The organism is Thalassobium sp. R2A62 (genome assembly GCF_000161835.1).
Taxonomy (GTDB): Bacteria; Pseudomonadota; Alphaproteobacteria; order Rhodobacterales; family Rhodobacteraceae; genus Thalassobium.
The window spans coordinates 1,707,991-1,719,917 of record NZ_GG697169.2 but is presented as its reverse complement, the minus strand read 5'-3'; the positions used below and the strand labels follow the sequence as shown (position 1 = coordinate 1,719,917).

The window sequence follows — 11,927 nt, the reverse complement described above, 5'->3', positions numbered from 1 at the left end:
GATACTTTGTTATTACTACCCTTCGGGGCGGCTAATAATGAGGTTAACCAGGTATTTTTAGACTGAATATATAGGTTTAAAAAAGCAAACCCGGGGAACTGAAACATCTAAGTACCCGGAGGAAAGGAAATCAATAGATACTCCCCTAGTAGCGGCGAGCGAACGGGGACCAGCCGAGCTGTGAGTGTGAATAGAATGGTCTGGAAAGGCCAACCATAGTGGGTGACAGTCCCGTATATGAAGCACGATCAGACGTATTAAGTAGGGCGGAACACGTGAAATTCTGTCTGAACATCGGAGGACCACCTTCGAAGGCTAAGTACTCCTTACTGACCGATAGTGAACCAGTACCGTGAGGGAAAGGTGAAAAGCACCCCGACGAGGGGAGTGAAACAGTTCCTGAAACCGAACGCCTACAATCAGTTGGAGGGCCCTTGAGGCCTGACAGCGTACCTTTTGTATAATGGGTCATCGACTTGGTCTCACTAGCAAGCTTAAGCCGTTAGGTGTAGGCGCAGCGAAAGCGAGTCTTAATAGGGCGAATGAGTTAGTGGGATCAGACCCGAAACCGAGTGATCTAGGCATGACCAGGTTGAAGGTGCAGTAACATGCACTGGAGGACCGAACCCACACCTGTTGAAAAAGGTCGGGATGAGTTGTGCCTAGGGGTGAAAGGCCAATCAAACTCGGAGATAGCTGGTTCTCTGCGAAATCTATTTAGGTAGAGCGTCATCCGAATACCCTCGGGGGTAGAGCACTGGATGGGTAATGGGGCCCCACAGGCTTACTGATCCTAACCAAACTCCGAATACCGAGGAGTACTAGATGGCAGACACACAGCGGGTGCTAACGTCCGTTGTGAAAAGGGAAACAACCCTGACCTACAGCTAAGGCCCCTAATTCATGGCTAAGTGGGAAAGCAGGTGGGACGACCAAAACAACCAGGAGGTTGGCTTAGAAGCAGCCATCCTTTAAAGATAGCGTAACAGCTCACTGGTCTAATTAAGTTGTCCTGCGGCGAAGATGTAACGGGGCTCAAGCCATGAGCCGAAGCTTAGGATGCATTTATTGCATGGTAGCAGAGCGTAGTGTGACATAACTCCGATCCTCTTTTGTGCCTTCGGGTACAGCGGAGGATAAGGAGTTTTCTGTGAAGCCCGGGCGTGAGCCATCGGGTGGAGAGATCACTAGTGAGAATGATGACATGAGTAGCGACAAACAGGGTGAGAGACCCTGTCGCCGAAAGTCCAAGGGTTCCTGCTTAAAGTTAATCTGAGCAGGGTAAGCCGACCCCTAAGGCGAGGCCGAAAGGCGTAGTCGATGGGAATCAGGTTAATATTCCTGAGCCAGATGGTAGTGACGGATCTCGAGGGTAGTTCATCCTTATTGGATTGAATGGGCTGCTTAGAGGTTCCTGGAAATAGCTCCATCATCAGATCGTACCCTAAACCGACACAGGTGGACTGGTAGAGAATACCAAGGCGCTTGAGAGAACTATGTTGAAGGAACTCGGCAAAATACCTCCGTAAGTTCGCGAGAAGGAGGCCCAGTTTCTACGCAAGTAAAGACTGGGGGCACAAACCAGGGGGTGGCGACTGTTTACTAAAAACACAGGGCTCTGCGAAGTCGCAAGACGACGTATAGGGTCTGACGCCTGCCCGGTGCCTGAAGGTTAAAAGGAGGAGTGCAAGCTCCGAATTGAAGCCCAGGTAAACGGCGGCCGTAACTATAACGGTCCTAAGGTAGCGAAATTCCTTGTCGGGTAAGTTCCGACCTGCACGAATGGCGTAACGACTTCCCCGCTGTCTCCAACATAGACTCAGCGAAATTGAATTACCTGTCAAGATGCAGGTTTCCCGCGGTTAGACGGAAAGACCCCGTGCACCTTTACTACAGCTTCACACTGATATCAGACATGTCATGTGCAGGATAGGTGGTGGGCTTTGAAGCAGGAACGCCAGTTTCTGTGGAGCCTCCCTTGAGATACCACCCTTTACCTGTTTGATATCTAACCGCGGTCCCTTATCGGGATCCGGGACCCTGTGTGGTGGGTAGTTTGACTGGGGCGGTCGCCTCCCAAACAGTAACGGAGGCGCGCGAAGGTTGGCTCAGAGCGGTCGGAAATCGCTCGTTGAGTGCAATGGCAGAAGCCAGCCTGACTGCGAGACTGACAAGTCGAGCAGAGTCGAAAGACGGCCATAGTGATCCGGTGGTCCCGAGTGGAAGGGCCATCGCTCAACGGATAAAAGGTACGCCGGGGATAACAGGCTGATGGTGCCCAAGAGTCCATATCGACGGCACCGTTTGGCACCTCGATGTCGGCTCATCTCATCCTGGGGCTGGAGCAGGTCCCAAGGGTATGGCTGTTCGCCATTTAAAGAGGTACGTGAGCTGGGTTTAGAACGTCGTGAGACAGTTCGGTCCCTATCTTCCGTGGGTGTAGGATACTTGAGAGGAGTTGCCCCTAGTACGAGAGGACCGGGGTGAACGATCCACTGGTGTACCAGTTGTTCCGCCAGGAGCAGTGCTGGGTAGCTATGATCGGAAAGGATAACCGCTGAAGGCATCTAAGCGGGAAGCCCCCCTCAAAACAAGGTATCCCTGAGGACCGTAGTAGACTACTACGTCGATAGGTCGGAGATGTAAGCGCGGTAACGCGTTCAGTTGACCGATACTAATTGTCCGATAGGCTTGATTTGATCCAGTAGAAGACAGGTTCGCCTGAAAACTACTAGAACATCAGCAAAAGCATACACATACACATTAGCTTTACTGACTTGGATGGCGTTGAAAAACGCCAGTGTTCCTTTCTTGGTTTGGTGGTCATAGCACGAGTGAAACACCCGATCCCATCCCGAACTCGGCCGTTAAGCACCGTTGCGCTGATGGTACTGCGTCTTAAGACGTGGGAGAGTAAGTCACTGCCAAACCTAGTAAGGAACACTATAATCTCTCTAACGATGATCCTCATCTCAATACATCGACATGAGGATGCGCATTGGCGCGGGATGGAGCAGCCCGGTAGCTCGTCAGGCTCATAACCTGAAGGTCGTAGGTTCAAATCCTACTCCCGCAACCAAATAAATAAGGTCCATGAGCGTTAAACTGCTCAGGGCCTTTTTTGTTGTGTCCGGCGAGTGTCCGGAACTACTAAAATCGCCATTGCGGTCACCAAAATGCCAACTACACACGTACAATCTTTTATGACCACCTGGACAGCCACTCGGCAGGATACCCGCAGGTTCCTATCCCGGAAAAAATCGCGAAAAAGGTTGGTTCATTCTGGTGCGTTAGAACCGCATCCCCGGGCCGTGCGGAAATCACGTCGTCAACAGAGTTCAGCACTAACGGAGGAGAGGCCGCTGGGGAGGACTTCAATGCCGTTATTGCTTAATCTCGCCGAATTTGCATGTTCGTATCAAACTCGTTGCACAGAAGCGGGGCGGTGGATTGTTTGAGCAAATTAAAGGACTTAAAGATGATACGCGGGCTTGGGTAGCTACAGGCAATCTCGCTGTCGCTGCCGCAATTGGTAGCGTCACTTACACGCATTATTCGCTCTGGTTCATCAAGCGACAGACAAACTTCACGCCCGATCTCATGTCAGGGATTATAGCGGCCTTTATAGTATTGCCGCTGATCCGTGGAAATTTTCTGCATTCGAAGCGCCTTGATCCACCAACTGTTCTGAGCCTCGTGCTATTATTCTACCTCATTTCTATGTTCGCCAAGATGGGGTTTTAGGGCACGTCATTGGCCGGAATCTTCACTGAGAGCCCGACCTTCATCCTTATGTTGTTCATTGGGCTGGCAGCCAACTTTAATCCCCATCGCTACGGCGAAATCGCGTTACTCGCGGCAATCGTAATCGGGGGCTACGCCATCTCCAAGGTTAGTGCGGTCATGGGTTTCAACGACTGGCTTTTTGTTATCCTGATCGCTGCTGGCACACTGCTTACCCTGGACCTCTCCAAGCTCTGGTTGAAGCCGTAGCCACCCAGCGTCCTCGCGTACAATCCGCGACGCCGACACTCAGCTCTGGGCTAGAAAAGTCCTGTCGCCTTCGAGCGGAAGGTGGCTTAAACGAGCACCTGGGGCGGCACGAAACCGTGACAGGTCCAGTACGTCCGGCTTCCGCTTTTGCTCCGGAATGTTGAGGATTGTAAAGAAAGAAGGAGAGAGACGTCTATTGAAGTGGTCCTGCTTTTTAGGACAGGTTTGCGGCTTGGCTAAGGTGCATCTGGTGTGTGTTCATGCCGCTTTTCGTGTCTCCGCTTGGCCGAAGTATGCGATGTCCGTTGTTCGCTTATCAAGGGCGGTGTGAGGGCGCTCCGAGTTGTAGAACCCAATCCAGTTATCGATGATCCGTTTTGCTTGGAAGCCGTCGGTGATTTCATGCAGGTAAACGGCCTCCTGTTTCAGCGACCGCCACAACCGTTAGATGAAGATGTTGTCGAGATAGCGGCCCCGCCCATCCATTGATATTTTGATGTCAGCTTTGGTCAAAGTCGTGATCCAGCCCGCGCCTGTGTATTGGCTGCCCTGATCCGTATTCATTATCTCTGGCTTGCCATATCGGGCGATTGCCTCCTTCAACGCCTCAATACAAAAGCTGGCATCCAACGTATTGGAAAACCGCCAGGTCAAAACCTTGCGGGTCGCCCAATCCATAATCGCCACCAGATACAGAAAGCCGTTCTTGACGGGGATGTAGGTGATGTCGCTGCACCAAACCTGATTGGGCCGCGTGATTGCGAGCTTCCTCAGCAGGTATGGATAAATGCGGTGCTGTGGGTGCTTCTTGCTGGTGTTCGGCCCCTTGTAGATAGTCTGCAACCCCATGATGTTCATCAGGCGACGCACACGGTGCCGTCTGGCTGAGAAGCCAGACTGAGGAAGGTAGGCTGCAATCTGGCGACTTCCGAAGAACGGGTATTTCGTGAACACCCTATCAATCTCATGCATCAGCTTAAGCGTCTCTGCATTCACCCCAACTGGTGTGTAATAGATCGACGAACGGCTAATCTTGAGCAGTTTACACTGGCGCGTCAGGCTCAGTTTGTGTTGTCTTTGCGGATCATCTCGCGGCGTTTTAATGGGCTCACCGCTTCAGCCCTTGTGACAAAAAATCATTCTCCACCGCCAACTGACCAATCTTAGCGTGCAGCTCCTTGATCTCGCCGTCCTTATTCTCAGCCTTTTTAACCTTGTCGGAGAAAACGCCTGCCATGCCTTCGATCGCCTGACGTTTCCATGTGCTCACCTGCGTTGGGTGGAGCTGGCGCTTGGCCGCAATCTCCTGAACCGTCTTGTCACCGCGCAGCGCCTCAAGCGCCACAGCAGCTTTAAACTGGTCTGAAAAGTTCCGTCGCTTTGTCATTCTCGTATCCATTCGTTCGGGTTGGATACATCTTAGCACGCTGTCCGAATTTGCCGGACCACTTCACAATTACTTGCGCGCAATCTTAATATCGTACACACCGATTTTGTAGATAGATTATTAAGGGATACTGATCGTCTTGAAAACTCTGATAAGCATGAATGGACGGTTCTTGTGCCGTCCACAGTCAGGGGTTGACCGTACTGCAACTGAACTGGGATTAAAGCTTGCTGCGGAGTTAGGTCCATCGACTTTTCGTGTGTTGGTGCCCGCAGCTAAAGCTAATTCCAAGTTGGTGGTTGACCATCCCCTCTATAAGTTTTCACGACCAGCTGGTCGATTTCTTGGCAGCGGGTATATCTGGGAGCAGATTGCTTTACCCTTGGCGACCCGCGGCAGCTGGTTGCTAAGCTGCTGCAATATGGGCCCAGTCGCTAAAAAAAACCAGTTGGTGATAATTCACGATGCCCAGGTTAGGGAGTTTCCGAAATCCTACTCGTGGTCGTTCAGGACGGCTTATCGACTATTGCAACCTTTACTTGCCCGAAGAGCTAAGATCCTTGTTACAGTCTCAACTCATTCAAAGAGGATGTTGCGTAAATACAGAATTGTGGGTGCATCGGATGTCTCGGTCGTTCCAAATGGATGTGACCATATTGATGAGTTAACTCCAGATATGGATTACCTTTCTAAGGTGGGCTTAAAGGACCGAAAGTACTTTCTGTGCTTGGCTGGTGCTGGGGAGCATAAGAACTTAAATTTAGCCATTGAAGCATTCTCAAAAGTGAAGGATTATTCAGTCTCGCTAGCAATAGCAGGCGGTGGCTTATCACGCAGTCAATTAAATCACTGCGCATCTTTTAAAGGCCGGATCAAGGTACTCGGAAGGGTCACAGATGAAGAATTGGTTGCTTTGTATGAGAAGTGTACCTGTTTCGTGTTTCCTTCAAAAACAGAAGGCTTCGGACTTCCGCCACTTGAAGCAATGCGTCGTGGCGCAATAGTGGTCTGCTCTCGCGGAGGGGCACTGCCGGAAACCTGTGGTGCAGGCGCAATCTATGTCGACAGCCTTGATCCGGAGAAGTGGGCAGATACTCTAATGCTACTGTTAGAAGACGCATCCATCCGGGATGCGCAAACAACGCTGGGATTCAAAAACTCAGAGCGTTTCAAGTGGGACGAATCCGCGCGAAAGATCTGTAATCTAGTTGAAGAGCGGATAAAGTGATGGATAATAAAGGTTTATCAGGTGCCATAAATCGTAAGGTTGCGATCGTTGTAGCAACGCTTGGACGAGACAGAGAGGTTGGTCGTTTACTCGAATCACTAGAGAGTCAGTCTTTTCAGAACTTTGAAGTAATCATTGTTGACCAGAACAATGATCGGAGATTGAAGGGCGAGATTGATAAGTATCGCGATCGCTTAACTATCCAGCATATTTCTGTCCCTGAGATCAGGGGATTGTCACGAGCGCGAAATATAGGGTGGCGAGCTTGTAGTGCTGAAATCTATCTGTTTGCAGATGATGACTGTTGGTATCCGAGCGACTTTCTAGAGAAGGCACTGAAGGCTTTTGCCAGAGAGCAGCCACACATTCTATCGGGCCGTGCCGCAGACGAAACTGAACGGTCAATCAACGGTCGATTTCTAGACAATAGTACTTGGGTGGACGCCGAAACGGTCTGGATCACACAGATTGAATGGGTAGTCTTCGTACGTAGAGAAGTGCTGCAAGCGATAGACGGCTACGATGAATCTCTTGGGGTCGGGGAGCTTGATGGCTCATGCGAGGGTCCTGATCTTTCGCTCAGAGCTTTTGAGTCTGGTTTCAATCAATTTTACGATCCAGATATTTTTGGCCATCATCTAGAAATTTTAGTGTCCGACCCAACGAAAGCCGATTTTGCGAAGGCATACCTTTATGGTCGTGGAATGGGGGCTGTGCTTCGAAAGCATAAATACGGCACGCTTTCTCTTCTTAATTGGATATTAAGGCCTGTAGCAAAGGCGGTTCTCTCACTTTTATGCCTTCGGCCAAGATTTGCTTTGCTGGCGCTGTATACAGCGATCGGTAGGCTCCGCGGATATTTTCGTTGGTAATGGCGTAGTTTGGTAATTTTAAAGGTGGATTATGAAAGTTCCGTTCTGGATGAGCCCGATAGTCATCACGGTTGGGTGGATACTCTTTATTTTGGCCTCTTATCAGGTCGATGAGACTATGTATCGTTCACTGATGCGAACACCAAAGAATATTAGTTGGGATTCCACACTCTCCGCAATCTTGATGACTGCTCTTTTTGGGTTCGGCGCCTTCGTTGCGTTGCTTACTTCTAGAAAGAGGCCTAAGGCCGAAACAGCACTCTGTGAGAACCTAGAATTCCTAGCAAATCAACAAGTTCTAAAGCTCGTTATTTTTATCTACATTTTGACAATGTTTGCGTATCTATTGGCGTTTGGGTCTACGTTCTCATTTTCTGTTCTTCAGCGTTTCTTTCTAGGTATTCCAACTAAAGATCGACTTGGGTTGTCTATATCTGGTATTACTACAATGACACAATTCGGAATATTTGTTATCTCGTACTCAGCCTTGCTGCTGTTTTCTCCGATATCATTGAGTATTCAGGTTAGGCGTATCCTTAAAGTTATGCTGTGTAGCCTTATCCTTTTTTCAAGCTATCGTGGTCTTCTATGGTCAGAGCGCTTGGGGCTTATTGAGTTGATTGTTCCTGTAGCGATTTTATTTGCATCATTCCGAGTTCGCTCTAGTCTCAGATTAGCGATTGCACCATTTATTGGAGCCGTTTTTGTTATCGCGCTTTTTGGCGCGTTCGAATACTTTCGTTCGTGGAATTATTATCAACATTATTTTGACAATATTGTGCAGTTTTCAGCTTTGCGGTTCATGTCTTATTATCTTTCGTCTCTTAACAACTTTGCGTTTCTGACCGAGTATTTTGAACCATATTGGCAGCCGATGACTTCTCTTGCGTTTATCTACAAGCTGCCGATACCTGGAAATCCGCTTGTTGAGATATTTAATGCACGGTTCTCAACCGATTTGGTGAATGGTCTTGAGCGCTACTCTCACCCCGAGTTTAATCTTTTCGGTGCTGTAGGGTTTATTTATCTCGATTTTGGCGTTCTGGGAGGGGGGCTGGTACTATCCGTATTCGGGTACATAAGTGGAAAACTTTACTGCTCGTACTGCCGACATGCAGTTTTAGGTCTTTTAGTATATCCCATTTGGATGATTGGGATGCTGGATTTTGGGCGTATACTGTATTGGCCAAGTTCTCGAGCCTTCCCTGTATGGGTTTGCATTTTCCTTATTTTAACAGTTCGTGCGAGGCTAATTCTGAAGGGAGAGAGAAAGAGCTAATCGCCCAGATTCTATTTGATGGTAATAGATTTTGGGCGTGTGTTGAAAGCGTTGAAAGCTGTGACGCTTGCGCGACGGTGGGTGGCGATAAAAATTCTGAAGAGATATTTAAAGACGAGCTAAAGGTAATCTTCAAACTTAGTTTCGGCGCGCTATGAAGGTAACTAAACGAGTGAAAATATCACTAATAATTTGCTCGGACCAGGTTGATTGACGGATCGGTGTGATGTTCGCATGCAGAGGCATGATCATGAACCACAAGAAGCTGTACCGGCTTTATACGGAAGAGAAGCTGGGCGTCAGGCGATGAAAGAGCCGAAGGCGAGCGCGAGGATCGGGGACGCGAATGCCTGTGGCCGTTAAACCAGGCCAACGTCGGTCACTGGACCTTCTGTCTGAGACATTTGGTGTGTTTCGAAAGTTTCGCATCTTGGCAGTGAATGATGACTGCTGCCGCGAGAACCTGCGCCTAATGGCCGATACCAGCATATCGGGTGCGCGGGTTGCCCGTGAACTGGATGCGCTAGTGCGCGCCTATGGAAAGTCCGCTTGCACAGCCAGCGACAATGGGACGGGCCTCACAAGCCGGGCAATTCTGAAATGGGCCAATGATAACGTTGTTGAATGGCACTACATTGATGCTGCAAAGCCGCAACGGAACGGCTTCATCGAGCCATTTAACGGCAGCTTCCGAGATGAATTTCTGAACAAAGAATGGTTTGACAGCATGGACGACGCCCGCCGGAAGCTGGCGCTTTGAGGATACGATCACAACAACGTCAGAATACACGCATCACTAGAAAATCAAACACCCGCCCAAGTGCGCCGAGCGCTTGAGTAAATTAAGGGGTCCGCGCACGACGCGCTTGCTTAAATCGACGACGAAGAATATGAAACCCGACCCTTAAACTCTCGTTATGAATTAGGGATCTGAGGTGCCCCTAGTTCCCTAGACGCTTGCCTTATTCATTTTCTGTTGTTTCGTTTCGTAGTCAACCGGTGGCAGCATGCCGTTGTTGGTGTGCTTGCGTGTCGGGTTGTAAAACATCTCGACGTAGTCGAACACGTCCTGCATTGCGGCATCGCGTGTCAGGTATGTTTGGAAACTTATAGGTAACTTTAGCTCTTTAGCAAAGTTCAGGCGGAGCTAAAGTTACCTATAAGTTTCTAAACATATCTCAAGCGGTAGGTTTTGGTTCGTCTGTTTCCAAGTCCTTAATGCGCTTCGCAGGGTTGCCCACATAGAGACCATTTGGTTCTGTGGATTTCGTAACAACCGATCCGGCTCCTACTACACAGCCTTCTCCAATACGCACTCCCGGCAAAATGACAACATGTGCGCCAATCCAGCAACCCCTTCCGACTATGACAGGGAGGTCGATATCTTGACCCCGTATACGGCGCGGAATTGTAGCATTTATTGGATGTGTTCGGGTTAAGATAATGGAGTTAGGCCCAAGTCGAGTGTCTTTTCCGATTGTAATTCCCGCATGATCATCAAGCAATGTATTCGGTCCTAGATGAGCACCATCTTCCAAAGTTACGTTGTTAATTACTGGAGCTGATCCGGGCATAACTGCACAGTTTTCACCTATGGTCCATCCAAGGTAAACCAAAATAGAGTGCCTAATGCTAGTAGGGCAAAACGTTGATTTCTGAATGGCAACTAGAGTGAGGGTTGCATATTTCTTGAAAAGCATGATCCTACCTCAGTGTCCTTAGCTTTCTAATTATAAACTCCTCGCCCCCTTCGGGGCATCCAACCATTCGCCACAGAGTTGCCGATAAGAGCAAGCAAATAGTCATTGAGATGCCTGAATAGGCCGTTAAGCTTATATTTCCAACCCCCCAGAACCCTGCATTTTGGAGTAATGGAAGACCTAAAAAGTGAAGTGTGAGAAACAATACGATAAAGCTAGTGAGAGGTAGTAGATATAGAAAAATTCTGCGAAATGAGGTGTGGGTTAGTTTTCCAGCGGCAAACAGGGCCCAAAGGCAAACAATTGAAGTAGCGAGTAAATTTGCGTAGAGAACGCCAATCGCACCATTGATATACATTCCTATCAGAAGTAGCGGTGCTTTGACCCCAAGTTCAACTGCCATGCGAATAGTAATAAACCGGGTTTTTTTTAGCGCAAATGCGAGTGGACTGAGGAATCCAGATGGTATTGATATAAGCATGGAAAGAGACCAAAGTGAAAGGTAAGTCGACATCGACACCCACTTTTCGCTCAATAATACTCTTATCAAGATTTCAGAGTTGGTAATAAGAATTAGATAGATCGGCGTAAGTAGGTATGCGGACGCAATTAGTCCCTTAAAGTATGAGTGACCGACTTTTTCGATTGGTAAAGGACTTAGCACTGATAAGAAAATGCGGGAGAATGGTGCAGCGATTGCCTGATGTGGAATGGCACTTATATCTTGAGCCAGCGAGAACTTCCCGAAGGTCGACGTTGGCAAATATGTTGTTAATAATATCTTGCTCAACTGTGTATTGAGAGCTGAAATAAGCTGTGCAAAACTTATCCATCCGATCGCAGAGCCGAATTGCGACCATCTCTTCAGCGTTAGTTTGGGTGAATAGGGTGCGAAGTAGTAGGAGCCGCAAAACATGAAAAATGGTGATAGTACCGTGACTGCGGCGATGGCCCAATAACTTTGAGTGGAATAGGCAATGAAAACTGCTAAGCACGCAGACACTGCCTTTGAAAATATTTCAATTTTCGCATCTCGGCTAAAGTCGATAGATTTTTGATATACGATTAAGCGAGGGCTTAAGACACTGCGGAATGCGGGTCCGAGCGCCAGTACTAAAGTAAGCGCGAGCAATCGACTATCTTTGTGTATGTAGGTTATCACAAAACTCAGCGCGAACATAGCGACGAGAATCAAGCCTGCTCGTATTAGTGAAATTGTAAAGCCCGTGTTTAACATACTGCGGCTAATTCGTCGGCTTGACAGCAATACTGCACCAACCGGTATTTCAGTCATCGCTTCGACCACCAGTAGGATGGCCATAACTTGAGCGACCAAGCCAAAGTCTGCTGGTTCTAGTGTTCTCGACAAGAAAATTAGTACAATCATATCGATTGCGCGGCTAGCTATCTTGCTAACACCATAGATGCTCCCCGCCCGTGCTGCAGAAAGTCGCACTGGTTTGTTCAT

7 protein-coding genes, 1 tRNA gene, 2 rRNA genes and 3 pseudogenes (1 of these 13 running past the window's edge) are annotated in these 11,927 nt (G+C 48.7%); 9 read left to right on the top strand and 4 right to left on the bottom strand.

What is annotated here, in order from left to right; genetic code table 11:
- The 5 genes from TR2A62_RS08540 to TR2A62_RS08520 form a co-directional block, all read left to right on the top strand.
- Window positions 1–2,699, top strand: a 23S ribosomal RNA gene (locus TR2A62_RS08540) (it extends 134 nt beyond the left edge of the window).
- A 116-nt stretch (window positions 2,700–2,815) separates the two neighbouring features.
- Window positions 2,816–2,930 (top strand): 5S ribosomal RNA (gene rrf / locus TR2A62_RS08535).
- Window positions 2,931–3,002: 72 nt separating this feature from the next.
- A tRNA-Met gene (locus tag TR2A62_RS08530) sits at window positions 3,003–3,079 on the top strand.
- A gap of 371 nt (window positions 3,080–3,450) precedes the next feature.
- On the top strand, window positions 3,451–3,744 hold the full coding sequence (locus TR2A62_RS08525) for a hypothetical protein (protein ID WP_150103477.1): 294 nt from the start codon (window positions 3,451–3,453) through the stop codon (window positions 3,742–3,744).
- Window positions 3,745–3,753: 9 nt separating this feature from the next.
- Entirely contained in the window at window positions 3,754–3,993 is a 240-nt protein-coding gene (locus TR2A62_RS08520) for a hypothetical protein (protein WP_040820510.1), read from the top strand.
- A 258-nt stretch (window positions 3,994–4,251) separates the two neighbouring features.
- On the opposite strand, the pseudogene TR2A62_RS18475 reads toward TR2A62_RS08520, so the two are convergent.
- A pseudogene (locus TR2A62_RS18475) lies at window positions 4,252–5,380 on the bottom strand (IS3 family transposase).
- Window positions 5,381–5,537: 157 nt separating this feature from the next.
- Here TR2A62_RS18475 and TR2A62_RS19125 point away from each other — a divergent pair.
- The 4 genes and pseudogenes from TR2A62_RS19125 to TR2A62_RS18125 form a co-directional block, all read left to right on the top strand.
- Window positions 5,538–6,608 carry a glycosyltransferase family 1 protein gene (locus TR2A62_RS19125; RefSeq protein ID WP_050761070.1) on the top strand — a complete coding sequence of 357 codons (1,071 nt, stop codon included), beginning with the start codon at window positions 5,538–5,540 and terminating at the stop codon, window positions 6,606–6,608.
- Entirely contained in the window at window positions 6,608–7,480 is an 873-nt protein-coding gene (locus TR2A62_RS08500) for a glycosyltransferase family 2 protein (protein ID WP_009159794.1), read from the top strand. The genes TR2A62_RS19125 and TR2A62_RS08500 overlap by 1 nt, the downstream gene beginning before the upstream one ends.
- Before the next feature lie 31 nt (window positions 7,481–7,511).
- On the top strand, window positions 7,512–8,759 hold the full coding sequence (locus TR2A62_RS08495; RefSeq protein ID WP_009160620.1) for an O-antigen polymerase: 1,248 nt from the start codon (window positions 7,512–7,514) through the stop codon (window positions 8,757–8,759).
- A 214-nt stretch (window positions 8,760–8,973) separates the two neighbouring features.
- Window positions 8,974–9,633 (top strand): annotated as a pseudogene (locus TR2A62_RS18125) (integrase core domain-containing protein); the annotation flags it as partial.
- A gap of 75 nt (window positions 9,634–9,708) precedes the next feature.
- On the opposite strand, the pseudogene TR2A62_RS08485 reads toward TR2A62_RS18125, so the two are convergent.
- The 3 genes and pseudogenes from TR2A62_RS08485 to TR2A62_RS08480 form a co-directional block, all read right to left on the bottom strand.
- A pseudogene (locus TR2A62_RS08485) lies at window positions 9,709–9,861 on the bottom strand (IS3 family transposase); the annotation flags it as partial.
- A 76-nt stretch (window positions 9,862–9,937) separates the two neighbouring features.
- Window positions 9,938–10,333, bottom strand: coding sequence for an acyltransferase (locus TR2A62_RS19540; protein ID WP_223296163.1), 396 nt, complete (start codon window positions 10,331–10,333; stop codon window positions 9,938–9,940).
- Between the two features lie 130 nt (window positions 10,334–10,463).
- Window positions 10,464–11,927, bottom strand: a complete 1,464-nt coding sequence (locus TR2A62_RS08480; RefSeq protein ID WP_009158354.1) for an oligosaccharide flippase family protein — start codon at window positions 11,925–11,927, stop codon at window positions 10,464–10,466.

What these genes read in the sequence shown, in the direction of transcription:
- TR2A62_RS19540 (WP_223296163.1), bottom strand. Translation starts at nt 10,333, where the DNA reads ATGCCCGGATCAGCTCCAGTAATTAACAACGTAACTTTGGAAGATGGT.
- TR2A62_RS08500 (WP_009159794.1), top strand. Translation starts at nt 6,608, where the DNA reads ATGGATAATAAAGGTTTATCAGGTGCCATAAATCGTAAGGTTGCGATC.
- TR2A62_RS08480 (WP_009158354.1), bottom strand. Translation starts at nt 11,927, where the DNA reads ATGAACAAACCAGTGCGACTTTCTGCAGCACGGGCGGGGAGCATCTAT.
- TR2A62_RS19125 (WP_050761070.1), top strand. Translation starts at nt 5,538, where the DNA reads ATGAATGGACGGTTCTTGTGCCGTCCACAGTCAGGGGTTGACCGTACT.
- TR2A62_RS08495 (WP_009160620.1), top strand. Translation starts at nt 7,512, where the DNA reads ATGAAAGTTCCGTTCTGGATGAGCCCGATAGTCATCACGGTTGGGTGG.